Here is an 18,472-nt window from a genome sequence, read left to right on the forward strand (position 1 = left end):
GTAGAGCAGGGGACTGAAAATCCCCGTGTCGATGGTTCGATTCCGTCCGGAGGCATTTATGCGGATTTAGCTCATCTGGTAGAGCGCCACCTTGCCAAGGTGGAGGTAGCGAGTTCGAGCCTCGTAATCCGCTCCACATATTAAACCTGTTCTTTAAAAAAGAGCAGGTTTTTTTGTTATACTCGGCGCTTTCCTGCTTGACAAATCGAATTTACTGTTATATAATATACTTAGTAGGAATTAACGTCCTGCGGTTTTTGAATTGGAGGAAGTATAATGCACATTTCAACTAAGGGCAGGTACGCCCTGAGAATGATGATAGATCTGGCGCAGCACCAGACCACTGAGGAAAACGTGCCGCTGAAAAAGATCGCCGAGCGCCAACAGATCTCGGTGAAATATTTAGAGCAGATAATCACTGCGCTGAGCAGAGCGGGGTACGTCAAGAGCCTGCGCGGCTCACAGGGCGGCTACCGCCTGGCTTACCCGCCCGAGCACTACACCGTAGGAATGATACTGCGGTTGACTGAGGGCACGCTCTCGCCCGTAGCCTGTCTGGATAATGAGGTCAACGAATGCCCGCGTCAGGAAGTCTGCCCTACCCTTTTCGTTTGGCAGAAGCTTTACGATGCCATAAACGAAACGGTAGATTCCATAACGCTTCAAGATATTCTCGACAATCAGGCGGCAAATTCGCCCGCGGACGATTACGTTATTTAAGAGCATATAGATACAAAAAGACCGAACGCCTTTTAAAACGTCCGGTCTTATTTTTTATCAGTAGTACATTACAACAGGCGTGCCCATCGCGACGTTATCGTAGATGTACTTCGCGTCGTCGTAGGTCATGTTGATACAGCCGTGCGAGCCGTTGTACTTGTAAATATCTCCGCCAAATGCGCCGCCGCGCCATGTCGAATCGTGCATGCCTATGCCGACTATGGCTATTCTGTTCCAGTAGTTGCAGGTGGTGTCCCAAGTATCGCCGTCGGCGTTGGAATCCTTCATGCGGTAGTTGGTAGCCTTCTGCCATACTTTGTAAACGCCGGGAAGAGTAGTGCGTGCTTCGGAAGTCGTCTGACCAGAAACTATGTAGCCCGATCTTATCTTCTTGCCTTTTTTGTAGTACCAGAACTGCTGATTGGTAAGGTCTACCTCGAGGTAAGTCTTGCCTATATCGTCATTCTTGCTTCTTGCGGAAGCAAGACCCGTAAATTCGTAGTTGCCATGCGAATAGTAGATAGGCTCTACCTTTTTCTTGGTCTTGCCCTTTTTGATGAGTCCGACGAGCTGATCGCAGGTCTGCTGCTGGTCGAGCCACCAGCCGTACTTAGCGTCAGAGCTTATCGGCACGGTGATCTTGCCCTGTATAGTAGCCTTAAACTTTCGCTCGGTATTGTAAGTATCGTACTTTCTGGCGAGCTTTTCGATGTACTTCATGCAGGCGTCCTCGTCCACCGTATAGCTACCGTCGCGCTTGACGTGAACCATCTTGGTGAGCTGCTTGCCCGTGAGCGTTTCCTTAGTGTAATTGAAATCGTATTTTATCTTTACGTTCCAAAGCTTATTGAGCGTTTCAAGCTTAGCCTCAAGGTCGCCCGAAACGGTATCGGGAGCGGTGTAAGCGCCAGAATCTACGCCCTCTACCGTATAGCTTCCCTTATCCAGGCATTTTATAACGTACTTTTCCAGCTCGGTCATATCAAAAACGTCGCCCTGCACCTCGGGAACTATGTAGTAGCCGTCGTCATTAGTGCGCAGCTTGGCGTTTTCGTTGACGTTGCTGCCCCAGTCAGAGCTTTCCATCTCCTGCACCAGCTTGTTCTTATCGTAAGAAGCAACGTCGGTGAATGTGTAATCGGTCTTGCTGAGCAGCGCGGCGAACCAGCTCTTGCGGTCTATATCGTCGTAGACCTTTTTCAGCTCTTTTTCGTAGCTGTACGAATAATTTATCGAGCTTAGCTGTATATCCACCGTTTCGCCCGAAGGACGTATCACCTCTAGCGCATCGGGAACTTCCTCGTGCTCGAAAAGCTTTGAAGCCTCGGCAAAGGTCTTTCCGCTGACCTCTACGCCGTTGACGAAAGTATTCGCCGTAAACTTATCCTTGTAATACGCGTAGCCCGCGAAGTAAGCGAGCACGCCTGCACCCGCTATGCAGAGTACCGAAGCGAGGGCTATCTGCGGAGCGCGGCTCTTCTTTCTGCGGCGCTTTTTGTGCTGCTGCTTGCCGCCCTGAGCCGAGCGGGGCTTTGCGGCGTTTGCGTTTCTCGTGCCGCTGTCTGTTTTTCTTACAGCCTGCGGGGCGGGTCTGCCCGAAGCGGAGCGCTGACCCTGCGGACGGCTGCCTGCGGGGCGCGCGCCCGAGTGTACGGGCTGACCGTTAGCAGCGCGCTGCCCCGAGGGACGGTGCTGCGGGGCTGCGTTTGTGCGCGCCGAGCGTGCTTGACCTGCGGGCGCGAAATTCGGGTTAGGCTTAGGGCGGGGTGTACCGCCGTTTTTGATGCCGTTATCTGCGGCTTCTTTAGACGCCATTCTTTCTACACATTCCTTTCTCGCAATTCATGCTTTCCTTATTTATGTCAATAATTATTCTGTTATCCGACAAATTTCATTATAGCACACCCGCCGTAAAATTTCAAGTAGCAAAGAAAGATTTTAAACACTTTCTAATAATTGTAACATATCTGTAACGTGTGTCGGAAAAACAGATAAAGTGTAACAAATTGTAATAATAATGTAATTGAAATCTATTAAAAATTAGTTTATAATTATTTTAAAGATGATCTATGGCAGAGGAGAGGATACATATGGCAAAGATAAGAGTAGCCGCCATTCAGCGGCAGTATTGCAGCGGCGGAAGAGAGATAGCTAAGCTCGCGGCAAAGCGGCTGGGCATTTCCTGCTACGATAAAGAGCTTGCCGAGCTTACTGCGGCGAAGCTGGGCGTTACTTACGAAGAGATAGCGAAGTACGAGGAAACGCTGGTAAGCCCGCTTTTCTCGCCCGTAACGTTTCGCAGCGGTATAGACCGCAAGCAGAACATGAGCGAGATAGTTTTCGCGGCGCAGGCTGATATAATCACCGAGCTTGCGAAGAAAGAGCCCTGCATAATCGTCGGCAGATGCGCGGGCTTCATACTCAAAAACAACGTGCCTGCGCTGAGCGTTTTCGTGTATTCAAGTCAGGAGAACCGTATGCAGCACGCTATGGAGTGCCACGATATTTCCTACGAGGACGCACCCTCGCTGCTGCGCAAGATGGATAAAAAGCGCGCCGATTACTACAGAACCAACACTCAGCGCGAGTGGGACGCTATGTCCAGCTACGACATCTGCTTAAACAGCGGCAGGCTCGGCTTTGAGGGCTGCGCGGATATTATCGCCGAGATGATAGAAAAGAGCAAATAACGTTCGATAATTACTGATATAAAGGCAGAGCGCATGGGGCAGTTTCCGTGCGCTCTGTTTTTTTGCATGAAAATACCCCCGCCGAGCCGACAGGGGTATTTTTCTATATTATGATGTCAAAATCAAATGCCTTAGACCTTTTCTACTGCGATAGCTACCTTTTCGCCGTTGATGTCCCATTCCTTGGCGTTTTCAGCGTCCGCCGCCGAAATGTCCTCAGCGAGAACATCGTGAGCTATCTGCTCCTTGTTCTTCTCGATAATGCCGAGCACCTTTTCGCTGCCGCTTACGGCTACCTTGATGTGATCCATTACCTCGAAGCCCGAATCTTTTCTCATGGTCTGGAGCTTGCTTATAACTTCGCGCACCATGCCCTCTTCTATAAGCTCAGGAGTAAGCTCGGTGTCGATGGCTACGGTAACGCCGCCGTCGGTGAGGGTGAAGAAGCCCGCTTTCTGCTCAGACTCTATAAGCAGATCTTCCTTGAAGAGGGTGATCCCGCCTATCGAGATATTGAGCTTGATGAAGCCGTTTTTGTTCAGCTCGTCCATAGCGGAGTGGCTAGCCGTGCCTGTAAGCTCGCTGAGCTGCGTGCGGATCTCGCCCAGATTTTTGCCGTACTTAGGACCGAGGGTCTTGAGCTGCGGCTTGAACTTGTAGTCGATATACGCCGAAACATCGTCCGAGAACTCTACCTTTTTGAGGTTCAGCTCATCGCGGATAATGTCTACATAGTAGCTGTCGAGCGCGTGGTCTGCCTTTACATACATTACGTTCAGCGGCTGGCGGTTTTTCAGATTTGCGCCGTTTCTCGCGCTTCTGCCGAGAACTACTATATCGAGTACTTCGTCCATATCGCTCTCGAGCTTGAGGTCTACCATGCTCTCGTCCACCGCGGGATAATCGCAGAGGTGTATGCTCTCGGGGGCGGCAGCGTCAACGCTTCTTACTATATTCTGATAGATCTCCTCGGTGATGAAAGGCACCATAGGAGCTGCGCACTTGCAGAGGGTGCAGAGGGCTGTCCAGAGGGTCATGTAGGCGTTTACCTTATCCTGGCTCATGCCCACCGCCCAGTATCTTTCTCTGCCGCGGCGAACGTACCAGTTCGAGAGGTCGTCTACAAAATCCTGCATAGCCTTTGCAGCTTCGGGTATGCGGTAATTATTAAGATTATCATCGGCAGCCTTTACCATAGAGTTCATCTTGGAAAGCAGCCACTTATCCATTACGGAAAGCTTATCGTACTCTATATTGTGCTTGGTCGGGTCGAATTTATCTATCTCAGCGTAGAGTACATAGAAAGCGTAGGTGTTCCAAAGAGTGCCCATAAACTTTCTCTGACCCTCGGTAACTACCTTGCCGTGGAACTTGTTAGGCAGCCAAGGTGCGGAATTGGTGTAGAAGTACCAGCGGATAGCGTCAGCGCCGTACTGCTGGAGAGCCTCGAAAGGATCTACCGCGTTGCCCTTCGACTTCGACATCTTCTGGCCGTTTTCGTCCTGCACCAGTCCGAGAACTATAACGTTCTTATACGGCGCTTTGTCGAAGATAAGGGTAGAGATAGCGAGCAGCGAGTAAAACCAGCCGCGCGTCTGATCCACCGCCTCAGAAATAAAGTCTGCGGGGAACTGCGCTTCAAAAAGCTCTTTGTTCTCAAAAGGATAATGGTGCTGAGCAAAAGGCATAGAGCCGGAATCGAACCAGCAGTCGATAACTTCGGGAACGCGCTTCATCTGCTTGCCGCATTCGGGGCACTTTATGGTAACGGCGTCGATGTACGGGCGGTGAAGCTCAATATCATCGGGGCAGTTATCCGACATAGACTTCAGCTCTTCGATAGAGCCGATGGAATGGCGGTGGCCGCACTCGCACTCCCAGATATTAAGAGGAGTACCCCAGTAGCGGTTTCTCGAGATGCCCCAGTCCTGAACGTTTTTCAGCCAGTCGCCGAAACGTCCCTTGCCGATGCTCTCGGGTATCCAGTTTATAGTATCGTTATTTGCGATAAGTCTGTCCTTAACGTCGGTCATCTTGATGAACCAAGTATCTCTCGCGTAATAGATGAGCGGAGAGCCGCAGCGCCAGCAGTGAGGATACTCGTGCTCGAACTTAGGCGCTTCAAAAAGCTTGCCCTGAGCGTCGAGGTCTTTAAGAACTACGGGGTCGGCGTCCTTTACGAACATACCCGCGTAAGGAGTTTCGGCGGTAAGATCGCCCTTGCCGTCTACGAACTGTACGAAAGGCAGGTCGTACTTCTTGCCGACCTTAGAGTCGTCCTCACCGAAAGCGGGGGCGATGTGAACTATACCTGTACCGTCGGTCATGGTAACGTAATTATCGCAGGTAACGTAAAAGCCTTTCTTATGCTGCTTTTCGGCGCACACGCCCGTGCACTCGTAAAGCGGCTCGTATTCTTTATATTCGAGGTCGGTGCCCTTGTAAGTTTCAAGAACTTCGTAAGCGGCCTTGCCATCTTCGGCGAGTTTGCCGAGAACGCGGTCGAGCAGAGCCTCAGCCATGATATAGGTATAGCCGTCGGCAGCCTTTACGCGGCAGTATGTTTCGTCGGGGTTTACACAGAGAGCAACGTTGGAAGAAAGAGTCCAGGGGGTGGTCGTCCAAGCGAGGAAGTAAGCGTCCTCGCCCTTTATCTTAAATCTTACTACAGCCGAGCGCTCTTTAACGGTCTTATAGCCCTGCGCAACTTCGTGAGAAGAAAGGGGCGTTCCGCAGCGGGGGCAGTAAGGAACTATCTTAAAGCCCTTATACAGCAGACCCTTATCGTATATCTGCTTTAAAGCCCACCATTCCGACTCTATAAAGTTATTATCGTAGGTAACGTAGGGGTGCTCCATATCCGCCCAGAAGCCTACTGTGCCGGAGAAATCCTCCCACATACCTTTATACTTCCAAACGGACTCCTTGCACTTTTTGATGAAAGGCTCTAAGCCGTATTCCTCTATCTGCTCCTTGCCGTCAAGGCCGAGCATTTTCTCTACCTCAAGCTCTACGGGCAGACCGTGGGTATCCCAGCCCGCCTTACGGGGAACTTGATAGCCCTTCATAGCGCGGTAGCGGGGTATCATATCCTTGATAGCGCGGGTAAGAACGTGGCCTATATGCGGCTTTCCGTTAGCGGTAGGAGGGCCGTCATAAAAGACATACGATTCGCCTTTTTTTCTGGAGTCGATACTTTTTTCAAAGATATTGTTCTCTTCCCAAAAGTGCTCGACCTCTTTTTCTCTCTGAACGAAGTTCAGATTAGTGTCCACTTTTTTGTACACTTTAATCATTCCTTTCAGTTACGTCTGCAATAAAAAAGGCTTTCGCCCGAAATAGGGACGAAAGCGCAAAAGCTTACGTTTTTTAAACCACCTGTTTCAGCATACCTGCATATGCGTTTCCTTTAACGCGGAAAAAGCGGCGGAGCTTACTGGGCGAAAGCTGTAAACGACCTTCGTGGTTCTGCTCTGCAACTCGGAAGTGATATTCGGCAAAGCGGTACTCACGCCGCGCTCACACCCTCCGCGGCTCGCTGAGGTATTTCCCATAAAAACAATGCCTACTGTCTTCGTCACAGTCTTTAGCTATATAAATCTATTATAACAAAGCTTTAAGGCGTTGTCAAGGGGCGTTTGTTAATTTTTTGTGTACCGCCGCGCCAAATATTTTCCCCATTGCCCCCTTTTGCCCCCTTTACATCTTCGGAAAAAAATGCTATAATAAATGTGTATAGACAACAGTCGGGAAAGGGGTGTTTGGCATGGGCGCGTCAGGCGGCAAAACAGTGCACGCAGGTCACCGCGAGCGTATGAGAAGGCGCTTCGCGGCAGACGGCATGAGCTTTGATTCGTTTGAAGATCATGAACTGCTTGAAATGCTGCTTTTCGGCTGCTATCGCCGCAGGAATACCAACGAGATAGCCCACGCCCTGCTCGGTTTTTTTTCATGTACCGAAGCTATGCTGAAAGCACACGAAGAGCGGCTCTGCGAGATCGAGAACGTGGATATTTCCGCCGCGCGGCAGATGCGCTTTTACGGTGCGCTGCTCGATATGGCGGCGCAGTTCGCCGAGCCGGTGGTCGCGGACATCACCGACAGCGCCAGACTTTGCAGGATACTCCGTGCTGCCGAGCTGAAAGGCGAGGTCACGGCAGTCATCTACGAAACGGAAAACGGCGCGCTGGGCTGCCGCGCATTCAAGGCGGACGAAACGCTTTATGAAGCTCCCGAAAACGCCCTGCGGCATATCGTTCCGCGGTGCAAGGGCAAACTCGTGACTATCCGCTGTACGGCACGCCCCGAGGATATTTCGCTGATGCAGGAGATGACCTTTGCGGCGATGGCGGCGAAATTTGCCGCCGTGAACCAGCTGGAGCACACCGACCACTGCATTTTCGACGGTCAGGAGCTTTGCTCGCTCGGCGATATGGAACTAATTTGAAGCAGGAGAAAAGTTATGAAATTTACAGCAGATCAAAATAATGTTAAACTTGTAGGAAGAACTATGCTCATCGGCGATACGCTTTGGCTCGGGCTTTCGGGCACGGGCGCGGAGTTTGTGTTTACGGGCAAAAAGCTCAGCGTTACTTTCGTTGCCGACGAGATCGCCCACGGCGACCAGAACGAGATAGCGCGCGCAGCGGTCTTTGTTGACGGCGTGCGCAAAGCAGATGAAATGCTCGATACCGACGAAAAGACCGTATGCGTTATCGACAGCGAAGAGCCTGTTACCGCGAACGTGCAGGTGATAAAGCTTACCGAAAGCCCGATGTCGGCGGCGGGCGTGAAGCCTCTGGAAACTGACGATGGCGCAAGCATTGTTCCCGCGGCGGAAAGACCGCTGAAGATGGAATTCATCGGCGACTCTATAACCTGCGGCTACGGTGTTGACGACGAGGTGGCCGAGCACCAGTTCAAGACCGCGACCGAGGACGTCACCCGCGCCTACGCCTACAAGACCGCCCGTATGCTGAACGCGGATTACAGTATGTTTTCTGCCAGCGGCTACGGCATAATCACGGGATACACCGAGGGCGACGTTAAGCTGGAAGACCAGCGCCTGCCGCAGTTTTACGAGAGCCTCGGCTACTCGCGCGGAAGTTTCGGCGGGGTAAAGCCGCAGGACGTTGCCTGGGATTTCTCGCGCTTCGTGCCCGACATAATCGTGATAAACCTCGGCACTAACGACGACAGCTACTGCCGCGATTTTGCCGACCGCCGCGCTGATTATCAGGCGGAGTATGTGAAATTTCTCAAAGAGGTGCGCAGGCTCAACCCCGACTCTGTAATATTCTGCGGAGTGGGCATAATGGGCACGCGCATATACCTGCCGCTGGCGCGCGCCGCCGCCGCTTACTGCGCCGAAACAGGCGACCGCAAGGTTTTCACCGTGAAATTCTTTGAGCAGGATACAGAAAAGGACGGCGTTGCCGCAAACTGGCACCCCACCGAAGCCACCCACGAAAAGGCGGCGAAGTACCTCACAATGATAATAAAAGAAACGCTGGGCTGGGACTAAGCGGCGCAAATTTTACCGCCGCGGCTGTTTATACTATTAAATATAAACTAGAAAGGACTGCACGTTATGGCTGATATACAGGATCTTACTTTTGAAGAAAATTATTTTGACAGTGCCGACGGCGTTCACCGCTGCCGATACATCGCCGCGATCCCCAAAGGCGAGATAAAGGGCGCGGTGCAGATCTCGCACGGTATGTGCGAATACATCGACCGTTACCGCGATTTCATGGCGTATCTGGCGCAAAACGGCTTCGCGGCTTTCGGCAACGACCATCTAGGCCACGGCAAGACTGCCGCAGACCCCGCCGACCTTGGCTATTTTTCGCCCGAAAACGGCTGGCAGAACGCCGTCGCCGACCTGCACACGCTGACCAAAATAATGAAAAAGCGCTTCCCTGCCCTGCCGTTTTTCATGGTGGGCCACAGCATGGGCAGCTTCCTCGCGAGGGCTTACGCTCTGCGCCACGGCAGCGAGTGCCGCTCTTTTATTTTCATCGGCACGGCTGACGGCTTTGAATCCGCCGCGGCTGACATCATCGAAAAGGGCGCGGGCTTCGCAGGCAGGCTGACCTCAAAGCTTACAGGCAAGGAAACGAACCTCGGCAGAGCGGCGATAACGGCTATGCTAACGCAGGGCGAGATACTCAAAAAAGTAAAAGGCGAAAGATACCGCAGCGAGCTGCTGAACAAGCTGGGATTTGGTCGTAACAATGAGCGCATAGAGAACTGCCGCACCGAGTACGACTGGATCTCGCGCGACGAAGAGATAGTTGAAAAATACGCCGCCGACCAGCTTTGCACCTTTATTTTCACCGTCAACGGCTTCATAAATCTGGCAGAGGTACTTTGGTACGTTTCAAACGACAAGTGGTACACAAATCTGCGCAAAGACCTGCCGCTGCTGCTTCTCGCGGGCGACGCCGACCCCGTTGGCAACTACGGTAAAGGCGTGCGCAGCGTTTACGAAAAGCTCTGCGAATACCGCTGCGACGCTTCGATGAAACTTTACGAAGGTGCGCGGCACGAGCTGCTGAACGAGCTTTGCCGCGAGGAAGTTTACGGCGATATACTCGAATTTATCGGCGCGAATTTGTCCGACTAATTGTACAAATTTCCGGACAGCATAGGTGATGACAGATGTTTTATAAAGTAAAGAGCATGGGGCTTACGGGGCTGAACGCTTTTCCCGTTACCGCCGAGATAGAAGGCAGCAGCGAGCTTCCCGACTTTCAGATAATAGGCCTTGCCGACGCCGCCGTGCGCGAGTGCCGCGAGAGGTTAAAGAGCGCTTTCCGCACCACGGGGCTGAATTTTCCCGAACAGCGCGTAGTGGTGAACCTTGCCCCCGCCGATGTGCGCAAGACTGGCACGGTGCACGACTTAGCGATAGCCGCGGCGCTCTGCATGGTGCAGGGCTGGATAAAGAAAAGCGCGGTGGAAAACGCCGCTTTCATCGGCGAAGTATCGCTGGGCGGCGAGATACGCGCGGTACGCGGCGTGCTGCCAATGACGATCTTGGCGCAGAAGCTGGGCTGCAGCGAGATATTCGTGCCCGCCGACAATGCCGCCGAAGCTTCGGTAGTTTCGGGCATAAAGGTCTACGGCGTGCCCGACCTGCGAACGCTTGTCGCGCACTTTTATTTCAAGAAGAAGATAACGCCGCAGCCCGAGTATCAGCCCGATTTTGAGCAGGCAGCGGACGGCTGCGATTTCTGCGACATAAAGGGTCAGGAGCTTGCAAAGCGCGCGCTCGAGGTGGCTGCCGCGGGCGGGCACAACGCGCTGCTGATAGGCCCGCCGGGTTCGGGAAAATCAATGCTCGCAAAGGCGCTGCCGTCTATACTGCCGCGCATGACCTTTGACGAAGCCATCTCCGCGACGAACGTTTACTCGGTAGCGGGCGAGATAGACCCAGAGCACCCGCTTATAACCAGCCGGCCTTTCCGCGCGCCGCACCACACGGTATCTACGGCGGGACTTTCGGGCGGCGGCACTATACCGCGGCCGGGAGAGATCTCGCTGGCGCACAACGGCGTGCTCTTTTTAGACGAGCTGCCCGAATTTTCGCGAAACGCGCTAGAGATACTGCGCCAGCCGCTAGAGGACGGAAAAGTTACAATATCTCGCGCGGCGGGCACGGTGACATACCCCAGCTCGGTAATGCTGCTGGCGGCGATGAACCCATGTCCCTGCGGATATTACGGCCACCCTACGCGCAAATGCACCTGCGGCGCTAAGAAAGTAGAAAACTACCTTTCGCGCATATCAGGCCCGCTGCTCGACCGACTTGACATACATTGCGAAGCGGCGGCGGTAGAGTTTTCCGACCTAGCCTCAAAAGAAAAAGCCGAGCCTTCATCGGCTATACGCGAGAGGGTGCAGGCGGCGCGCGACATTCAGAACCGCCGTTTCGCGGGCACGGATATAACATGCAACGCGAAGATAACGCCCGACATGATGAGCGAAGTGTGCGTTATGACGAATGACGCTAAGGACGCGCTGAAAACGGTATTTGAAGCCTTTGGGCTTTCGGCACGCGCCTACGACAAGATACTTAAAGTAGCCCGCACCGCCGCCGACCTTGAAAATTCCGAGCTGATAGAGGACAGGCACATAATCGAAGCGGCAGGCTACCGCACGCTGGACAGAAAGTATTGGGCGACATGAGGATAGCTATAATCGGGCACAGCGGCTCGGGAAAATCTACGCTTGCAAGAAATCTTGGAAAAGCTCTGGACACAGACGTGATGCACATGGATAAGGTGCATTTTGAGGCGAACTGGCAAATACGCGCAAAAGAAGAAAAAGAGCGCATGGTAAAAGAATTTCTCGACTCGCACACGTCATGGATAATCGACGGTAATTACACAAAATTGGAGTATCAGCGGCGAATGGATGAAGCTGAGCTTATAGTTTTGCTGCTTTTTAGCAGAGCCGCCAGCCTGCGCCGAGTATATCGCAGATATAGAATGTACAAAGGAAGATCGCGACCGGATATGACTATTGGCTGCCAAGAAAAACTTGACGCTAAGTTTATAAAATGGGTGCTTTTCGGCGGACGCTCTAAAGAAAAAATGGCGGACTACCTCGACATTATGGAACGCTACGGCGAAAAAACGCTTGTCGCAAAAAATCAAAAACAGCTTGACGAAATATACAAAAAACTTGCCGCGCACAAATTCGCCGACGAAGAAAACGTTATCGGTGTAAAAACCGACAAAATTTAATGAACAAACTTTTAAAAGTGCCGAAAACACTGGAAAATATTCTACCGATATGATATAATTAAATCATGAATGAGAAAAAAAAACGGCGCGCGTTCGCTAAAGCGCTGCGCTGACAAAGATTTTTTTATGAGGTGATATTGAAATGACAGACGAAATCATGTCTTTGTACAAATTATGGTGCGAAAAGGCTACCGACGACGCTGATCTTCAGACCGAGCTGAAAAGCATAGAGGGCGACAACGACGCTATACTCGACCGCTTTTACAGAGATCTCGAATTCGGCACGGGCGGCCTTCGCGGCGTTATCGGCGCAGGCAGCTACCGCATGAACATCTACACCATCCGCCGCGCTACTCAGGGTCTTGCCGACTACGTAAACGGCGACTTTGAAAAAGGCTCGGTAGCTATCTCCTACGACTCGAGAATAAAATCTGACGTTTTCGCTAAAGAGGCTGCAAGAGTTCTCGTTGCGAACGGTATAAAGGTATATATTTACAAAGAGCTTATGCCTACCCCCATGCTCTCCTACGCTGTACGCTACTTCGGCGCATCCGCAGGTATCATGGTAACGGCTTCGCACAACCCCGCTAAGTACAACGGCTACAAGGTTTACGGCGCTGACGGCTGCCAGATCACCCTCGACGTTGCAAACACCGTTATCGGCAAGATAAACGACGTGCCCATGTTCGGCGGCGCTAAGATAGTTTCCTTTGAGGAAGGTCTTGCCAGCGGCATGATACAGTACATCGAGCAGGACTGCATCGACTCTTACCTCGCTAAGGTAATGGAGCAGGGCATACATACCGACCTCGTTGCCGAAAGCGGACTCAAAGTAGTTTACACCCCCCTCAACGGTACCGGCAACAAGCCTGTACGCGCTATACTCTCGAAGATCGGCATAAAGGACGTTACCGTAGTTCCCGAGCAGGAGAACCCCGACGGAAACTTCCCCACCTGCCCCTTCCCGAACCCTGAGATAAAGGAAGCTCTCGCTTACGGTCTTAAGCTTTGCGAAACTGTAAAGCCCGACCTGCTGCTGGCTACCGACCCCGACGCTGACAGAGTAGGCATAGCAGTTCCCTCACCCGCAGGCGACTACGTTCTCTTCTCCGGCAACGAAGTCGGCGCGCTGCTTATGGAGTACATCTGCCACGAACGCAAGGCACTCGGCACTATGCCCGAGCACCCCGTAGCTGTAAAGACCATCGTTACCACCGACATCGTAAGCAAGATGGCTGAGGAGTACGGCGTAGAGCTGAGAGAAGTTCTCACCGGCTTCAAATTCATCGGCGAGCAGATAGGCTTCCTCGAGGCTAAGGGCGAGGACGCAAGATACATCTTCGGCTTTGAAGAGAGCTACGGCTACCTCGCAGGCTCTTATGTACGCGACAAGGACGCAGTAGTAGCTTCTATGCTGATCTGCGAAATGGCTGCATTTTACAGAACTAAGGGCATCTCGCTGCTGGAAGCAAGAGATAAGATGTACGCTAAGTACGGCAACTACCTCCACTCACAGGAGTCCTTCGTTTGCGAAGGTGCGAGCGGAATGGAGCGCATGAAGGAGATCATGGCTGACCTGCGCACCAATACCCCGAAGGAGATCGGCGGACTCAAGGTACTGAGATTTGGCGACTACATGGCTTCGGAAGAGGTAGACCTCGCTACCGGCGCAAAGACCGAGATCACCCTGCCGAAGTCTGACGTACTGGCATTCCGCCTTGAGCAGAACGCTTCTGTTATCATTCGTCCCTCGGGTACTGAGCCTAAGATAAAGGCTTACTACACCACCATCGGCGAGAGCAGAGAGGCTGCTAAGAAGCTGGAAGCTACCATAGCGGGCGACTTCAAGAAAATACTTGGTTTCTAAGCGAAAAATTGCATAAATACACAGCCGTTCTCTTGTGGGAACGGCTGTTTTTTTGGCGCGGGTATTGCAAAATCAGCGCGGATATGTTATAATTAAAATGATATATCGGCGGCAACGCCTTTTATGGAGGTATTAGAAAATGATACATACACTGAAAGAAATTTACGGCGCGGAAGCAACGCCATTACAGGCTCAGCGCTATGCCGCCGCCGCAGAGGAATTTGAAGCGCTTTTCGGCATGAAGCCGCAGCGCTTTTTCAGCGCCCCAGGCAGAACCGAGGTCGGCGGAAATCATACCGACCACAATAACGGCAGAGTGCTCGCCGCGGGCGTTTCGCTGGACGTTATCGCCGCCGTAGTGCCCACCGACGATGGGATAATCCGCATAAAGTCGCAGGGCTTCCCTATGGACACAGTAGACTCGAGCGACACCGAGATAAAGGACGAAGAGGAAAACACTTCCTGCGCACTGATACGCGGAGTTGCGGCAGGTATGCTTCGCCGCGGCTACAAGGTCGGCGGCTTTACCGCTTACACCACCTCAAACGTGCTAAAAGGCTCGGGACTTTCCTCCTCCGCCGCGTTTGAAGTGCTGATAGGCACTATACTCAGCGGTCTGTACAACGATTTCGCGGTATCGCCCGTTGAGATAGCGCAGATCTCGCAGTTTGCGGAAAACATTTACTTCGGCAAGCCTTCGGGACTGATGGACCAGATGGCTTCATCGGTCGGCAGCTTTATCACCATCGACTTTGCCGACACGGCGAACCCCGTTATTGAGGCGATAGACTTTGACTTCGCCGCCAGCGGACACCGCCTCTGCATAGTTGACACAAAGGGCAGCCATTCAGACCTCACGCCCGAGTACGCCGCTATCCCCGCCGAGATGAGATCGGTAGCGCAGTTTTTCGGCAAGGACTATCTGCGCGAGCTGACCAAGGCGGACGTTATGGCGAACATCGCGGCGCTGAGAGCAAAGCTTGGCGACCGCGCTGTACTGAGAGCGCTGCATTTCTTCGGCGACAACGAGCGCGTAGTTAAGCAGGCTGCGGCGCTGAGATCGCACGATTTCAAGAAATTCCTTAAACTCATCAACGAATCGGGCGACAGTTCTTACAAGTATTTACAGAATATATATGCTTCATCTAACCCCGCCGAGCAGGGTCTTTCGCTCGCGCTTTACATAGCAAGCGATGTTCTCAGCGGCGAAGGCGCTTGCAGAGTGCACGGCGGCGGATTCGCAGGCACTATACAGGCATTCGTGCCCGAAGAAAAGCTGGAGAAATTCAAGTCGGCGATGGAGGGCGTATTCGGCGAAGGAAGCTGCTATGTGCTCTCGATAAGACCTTTCGGCGGAACTGAGGTATCGCTGTAATGGCAAAGAATAGCTTTAACGACATGATAGTTCGCGCGATGCAGAAGCGCGACGCTGGCCGTGTGGCGCTGAAAAAATCGAGCTGCGGCGCAGTTATGATCGACGGGCTGACATTTTCCGTAAGCGCTGAGAGCGACGGCGCGGCTTCCTCAAAGGGCGTGATGTTCACGCTTTCGGGCGAGGCAGCAGACAGCGGCGAGCTGACGCTCGACATGATCGACGTGACCTACCCCGCGGGCGCGGGAGTTAAGACGATACGCCGCAAAGCCGAGCTTTTTGAGCGCAAGGACGGCGGAAAAGTTTGGCGTGCAAAATTCGGCGAGATCAAGATACCGCAGTGCGCGGAAGGCAACATTTTTGCCGATGGCGCAGTGACGGAGGACGAGCTGCGCGGCGGCATGAACAAGCAAATTATTTTCAAGTTCGTGCCAAAATTCAGCGGCGCGGGCGAGCCGGAAGTCATGCTGAACATCTACCCGATAGAGAACCCGCTGGACGGCAACTTCGCCGAATGGGTAACGCTGACCGCCGATCAGGAGTTTTTTGAGCACGGTGGACTGTCAAAAATTATGAACCGCAAAAGGAAATAACCAATTATGAGAATGAGAAGAAAAAAGCACCTTGACGAAAGGCTAGCTGCCTGCGGCGACATGATAATATTCATGGATCGCGAAAACAGGGATTTTTCGGTAAAAGATACAGAAAATATGCTCGATTACAAGGCGATCTTCGGCAACGACAAGCCGATAGTGCTTGAGATCGGATGCGGCAAGGGGCAGTTCATACGCGAGCTGGCGAAGCGCGAGCCGCAGTACAACTATTTGGCGGTAGAAAAAGCCAGCAATGTCATCGTTGACGCGGCGGAAAAAACACTGGCGGAGGGCATCGAGAACATTCGCTACCTGCGCGGCGGCGCGGAGTACCTCGACTGCTATGTGCAGCCGCTTTCGGCAGAGCGCATCTATCTGAATTTCAGCTGCCCGTTCCCCAAAAAAAGCTACGCGGCACACCGTCTGACGCATCGCAATTTTTTACAGATATACGAAAAACTGCTGAAAGACGGTGGCGAGATACACCAGAAAACGGACAATATGCAGCTTTTTGAGTTTTCAATCGCAGAGTTTTCGCAGAGCGGGTGGGGGCTGAAAAACGTTTCGCTCGATCTGCACAACTCAGATTTCGAGGGCAACATCGTGACCGAGTACGAGCGGCGCTTCTCAGAGCAGGGCATGCCGATCTACCGACTCGAGGCGATGAAGCCGAAAAGGAGCATTTGATATGAGCAATTCTATTTACAATAAGCTGGAAGCTTGTCTAAAAAGTGTACGTGAAAAGACCGATTTTGTGCCCGAGATAGCGCTTGTACTCGGCTCGGGACTTGGCGCATTCGCCGACGAAAAGGTAAATGTGGAAGTTTCAGTAAACTATGATGAGATCGAGGGCTTTCCCGTTTCGACCGTGCCGGGGCACAAAGGCAGGTTCGTTTTCGGAACAGTCGGCGGAGTCAATGTCGCCGTCATGCAGGGTCGCGTGCACTACTACGAGGGCTACCCGATCAGCGACGTGGTGCTTCCCGCCCGCCTGCTGCGCATGATGGGCGCGAAGGTGCTGTTTTTGACCAACGCTGCGGGCGGCATCAATCCTGATTTTTCCGCCGGCGACTTTATGCTTATCCGCGACCACGTTGCGCTTTTCGCACCGAACCCGCTCGTTGGCACGAATGTCGAAGAGCTGGGCACGCGTTTTCCGGATATGAGCAATGTTTATGATAACAAGCTTTGCGAGATAATCCTCGATACGGCTAAAGAGTTAAATATATCCATCAAGCAGGGCGTTTATGCTCAGCTGACCGGACCTTCATATGAAACGCCTGCCGAGATCAGAATGCTCGGAAAGATGGGCGTTGACGCAGTTGGAATGTCCACTGCGGTCGAGGCGATCGCCGCGCGCCACGCAGGAATGAAAGTTTGTGGAATTTCGTGCATTCCTAACCAAGCATCAGGCATTCGCAAAGACCCTCTTACGCATGAGGAGGTTCAGCAGATAGCCAGCGCTGCCGCGCCACGCTTCAAAGCGCTCATCGCCGAAGCTATCGAGAACATTTCCGACTACATTTCGACCGAGGGAATTTCTTAACTTAACAAAAAGCAAACGTCCTGCTCCGCCGTGGAACAGGACGTTTTTTTATATCTCAATTTCGATGGAGTCGGACAATTTCGAGTCGCCGTAAAAGTCAGTTCCTGCCTTGATTTCCTCAATACGGAATTTCAGTGTGACTTTTTTGACCGCCAAAATGTCGCCCTCCAGCATGAAAAAAGCGTTCGCACTCGTTTCGCTCGGCAAAGTCACGTTGTTAAAGCAGTCAGCGCTGACCAGCGCGCCGGCGCTGTCAAAAGCGCGTATCTCAGTCAGCGAGATCATACGCTCAGCGCCGCTGTTTTCGGAAACAAACTTCAGCCAAAGCCGCTTTTCGCCGTAGTTTTCCGCAACTTCCGAGCCGACCGACCAAATTTTCAGCCCATCGCCCTCATACACCAGCTTGCCATTTTTAGGCGGCGTGTAAGAGTGTGCGCCATCTGCATACACAATGCTCACCCGCTCGCTAAGGTACGCATCGCCGTCGTCTTTATCGATAAAAAAGCGCAGGCTAACACTGTCTATCTCTTTCTTTTCAGGCAGATCGTCACAAATTCCCGTCAGCACGCGCGTTTCTGTGCTGTTCGGCGCGACGATAGCGAGAGTGTAGGCGCTGCTGACAAAGCCGTTCACAGCCACCGCGTCGGTCGAAATGATGACCTCGTCGGACGAATCGTTCGTCATCTCAAAACGCAGCGTCTGCCGCGAAAGATCGCTCTCTATAAGCCGAACCGACACTCCTCCGCGCGAGTAAAGCAGGTCGGGGTCGACAGATTTACCGTCCGTGTCAGCATTTTCTATGGTATATTCAGTATCGTCTAACTTACTTTGCACATTTTGCTTAAAAGTAACAGATGAGGACTGCTCTTGCGAGTTTAAATTATCTGACGGCAGTTCGGCAGTGTTGTAAGATATGCCCATCAAAACCACT

General features: G+C 52.5%; 16 protein-coding genes and 1 tRNA gene. 13 read left to right on the plus strand and 4 right to left on the minus strand.

The features are described 5' to 3' along the window. Positions 1-60: 60 nt before the first annotated feature. Positions 61-136 (plus strand) — tRNA-Gly (locus tag LI114_RS09540). Positions 137-276: 140 nt separating this feature from the next. Then, positions 277-720, plus strand: a complete 444-nt coding sequence (locus LI114_RS09545) for an RrF2 family transcriptional regulator (RefSeq protein WP_227220471.1) — start codon at positions 277-279, stop codon at positions 718-720. Positions 721-777: 57 nt separating this feature from the next. Here the strand turns inward: LI114_RS09545 and LI114_RS09550 are convergent, their stop codons facing one another. Continuing rightward, positions 778-2,535, minus strand: coding sequence for a L,D-transpeptidase family protein (locus LI114_RS09550; RefSeq protein WP_227220472.1), 1,758 nt, complete (start codon positions 2,533-2,535; stop codon positions 778-780). 275 nt (positions 2,536-2,810) lie between these two features. On the opposite strand from LI114_RS09550, the gene LI114_RS09555 reads away from it, so the two are divergent. Beyond that, a complete protein-coding gene (locus LI114_RS09555) occupies positions 2,811-3,410 on the plus strand; it encodes an AAA family ATPase (RefSeq protein WP_227220473.1) in 600 nt (199 codons plus the stop codon). 131 nt (positions 3,411-3,541) lie between these two features. Here the strand turns inward: LI114_RS09555 and ileS are convergent, their stop codons facing one another. Together ileS and LI114_RS09565 are read right to left on the minus strand one after the other, a co-directional pair. Beyond that, positions 3,542-6,697, minus strand: coding sequence for an isoleucine--tRNA ligase (gene ileS, locus LI114_RS09560; RefSeq protein WP_227220474.1), 3,156 nt, complete (start codon positions 6,695-6,697; stop codon positions 3,542-3,544). A gap of 96 nt (positions 6,698-6,793) precedes the next feature. After that, positions 6,794-6,964, minus strand: coding sequence for a hypothetical protein (locus LI114_RS09565; RefSeq protein ID WP_227220475.1), 171 nt, complete (start codon positions 6,962-6,964; stop codon positions 6,794-6,796). A 212-nt stretch (positions 6,965-7,176) separates the two neighbouring features. Here LI114_RS09565 and LI114_RS09570 point away from each other — a divergent pair, with 212 nt between their 5' ends. The 10 genes from LI114_RS09570 (at position 7,177) to LI114_RS09615 (ending at position 17,541) form a co-directional block, all read left to right on the plus strand. Next, positions 7,177-7,857 carry a hypothetical protein gene (locus tag LI114_RS09570; protein WP_227220476.1) on the plus strand — a complete coding sequence of 227 codons (681 nt, stop codon included), beginning with the start codon at positions 7,177-7,179 and terminating at the stop codon, positions 7,855-7,857. A gap of 15 nt (positions 7,858-7,872) precedes the next feature. Next, positions 7,873-8,934 carry an SGNH/GDSL hydrolase family protein gene (locus tag LI114_RS09575; RefSeq protein ID WP_227220477.1) on the plus strand — a complete coding sequence of 354 codons (1,062 nt, stop codon included), beginning with the start codon at positions 7,873-7,875 and terminating at the stop codon, positions 8,932-8,934. Between the two features lie 66 nt (positions 8,935-9,000). Next, positions 9,001-10,038, plus strand: a complete 1,038-nt coding sequence (locus LI114_RS09580; RefSeq protein ID WP_227220478.1) for an alpha/beta fold hydrolase — start codon at positions 9,001-9,003, stop codon at positions 10,036-10,038. 35 nt (positions 10,039-10,073) lie between these two features. Continuing rightward, positions 10,074-11,603: a YifB family Mg chelatase-like AAA ATPase gene (locus LI114_RS09585; RefSeq protein WP_227220479.1), complete on the plus strand. Its 1,530-nt coding sequence runs from the start codon at positions 10,074-10,076 to the stop codon at positions 11,601-11,603. After that, positions 11,600-12,163: an ATP-binding cassette domain-containing protein gene (locus LI114_RS09590; RefSeq protein ID WP_227220480.1), complete on the plus strand. Its 564-nt coding sequence runs from the start codon at positions 11,600-11,602 to the stop codon at positions 12,161-12,163. Before LI114_RS09585 ends, LI114_RS09590 begins: the two co-directional genes overlap by 4 nt. A 142-nt stretch (positions 12,164-12,305) precedes the next feature. Next, a complete protein-coding gene (locus tag LI114_RS09595; protein WP_227220481.1) occupies positions 12,306-14,030 on the plus strand; it encodes a phospho-sugar mutase in 1,725 nt (574 codons plus the stop codon). A gap of 139 nt (positions 14,031-14,169) precedes the next feature. Further along, positions 14,170-15,405 carry a galactokinase gene (locus tag LI114_RS09600; RefSeq protein ID WP_227220482.1) on the plus strand — a complete coding sequence of 412 codons (1,236 nt, stop codon included), beginning with the start codon at positions 14,170-14,172 and terminating at the stop codon, positions 15,403-15,405. Then, the gene (locus LI114_RS09605) at positions 15,405-15,995 is read left to right on the plus strand and encodes a hypothetical protein (protein ID WP_227220483.1); all 591 of its coding nucleotides are present in this window, start codon (positions 15,405-15,407) and stop codon (positions 15,993-15,995) included. Before LI114_RS09600 ends, LI114_RS09605 begins: the two co-directional genes overlap by 1 nt. 6 nt (positions 15,996-16,001) lie before the next feature. Further along, a complete protein-coding gene (trmB, locus tag LI114_RS09610; protein WP_227220484.1) occupies positions 16,002-16,682 on the plus strand; it encodes a tRNA (guanosine(46)-N7)-methyltransferase TrmB in 681 nt (226 codons plus the stop codon). A 1-nt stretch (position 16,683) separates the two neighbouring features. Next, the gene (locus LI114_RS09615) at positions 16,684-17,541 is read left to right on the plus strand and encodes a purine-nucleoside phosphorylase (RefSeq protein ID WP_227220485.1); all 858 of its coding nucleotides are present in this window, start codon (positions 16,684-16,686) and stop codon (positions 17,539-17,541) included. Positions 17,542-17,589: 48 nt separating this feature from the next. Here the strand turns inward: LI114_RS09615 and LI114_RS09620 are convergent, their stop codons facing one another. Next, on the minus strand, positions 17,590-18,462 hold the full coding sequence (locus LI114_RS09620; RefSeq protein WP_227220486.1) for a hypothetical protein: 873 nt from the start codon (positions 18,460-18,462) through the stop codon (positions 17,590-17,592). Between the last annotated feature and the right edge of the window lie 10 nt (positions 18,463-18,472).

Origin of the sequence: Ruminococcus sp. 210702-SL.1.03, assembly GCF_020559915.1 — a bacterium.
GTDB lineage: Bacteria > Bacillota > Clostridia > Oscillospirales > Ruminococcaceae > YE71.

Bases quoted from the DNA above. Each gene is read 5' to 3' on its own strand.
- trmB (WP_227220484.1), top strand. From the start codon at position 16,002: ATGAGAATGAGAAGAAAAAAGCACCTTGACGAAAGGCTAGCTGCCTGC.
- LI114_RS09585 (WP_227220479.1), top strand. From the start codon at position 10,074: ATGTTTTATAAAGTAAAGAGCATGGGGCTTACGGGGCTGAACGCTTTT.
- LI114_RS09595 (WP_227220481.1), top strand. From the start codon at position 12,306: ATGACAGACGAAATCATGTCTTTGTACAAATTATGGTGCGAAAAGGCT.
- LI114_RS09555 (WP_227220473.1), top strand. From the start codon at position 2,811: ATGGCAAAGATAAGAGTAGCCGCCATTCAGCGGCAGTATTGCAGCGGC.
- LI114_RS09620 (WP_227220486.1), bottom strand. From the start codon at position 18,462: ATGGGCATATCTTACAACACTGCCGAACTGCCGTCAGATAATTTAAAC.
- LI114_RS09550 (WP_227220472.1), bottom strand. From the start codon at position 2,535: ATGGCGTCTAAAGAAGCCGCAGATAACGGCATCAAAAACGGCGGTACA.
- LI114_RS09545 (WP_227220471.1), top strand. From the start codon at position 277: ATGCACATTTCAACTAAGGGCAGGTACGCCCTGAGAATGATGATAGAT.
- LI114_RS09615 (WP_227220485.1), top strand. From the start codon at position 16,684: ATGAGCAATTCTATTTACAATAAGCTGGAAGCTTGTCTAAAAAGTGTA.
- LI114_RS09565 (WP_227220475.1), bottom strand. From the start codon at position 6,964: ATGGGAAATACCTCAGCGAGCCGCGGAGGGTGTGAGCGCGGCGTGAGT.
- LI114_RS09575 (WP_227220477.1), top strand. From the start codon at position 7,873: ATGAAATTTACAGCAGATCAAAATAATGTTAAACTTGTAGGAAGAACT.
- LI114_RS09600 (WP_227220482.1), top strand. From the start codon at position 14,170: ATGATACATACACTGAAAGAAATTTACGGCGCGGAAGCAACGCCATTA.
- LI114_RS09605 (WP_227220483.1), top strand. From the start codon at position 15,405: ATGGCAAAGAATAGCTTTAACGACATGATAGTTCGCGCGATGCAGAAG.
- LI114_RS09570 (WP_227220476.1), top strand. From the start codon at position 7,177: ATGGGCGCGTCAGGCGGCAAAACAGTGCACGCAGGTCACCGCGAGCGT.
- LI114_RS09590 (WP_227220480.1), top strand. From the start codon at position 11,600: ATGAGGATAGCTATAATCGGGCACAGCGGCTCGGGAAAATCTACGCTT.
- LI114_RS09580 (WP_227220478.1), top strand. From the start codon at position 9,001: ATGGCTGATATACAGGATCTTACTTTTGAAGAAAATTATTTTGACAGT.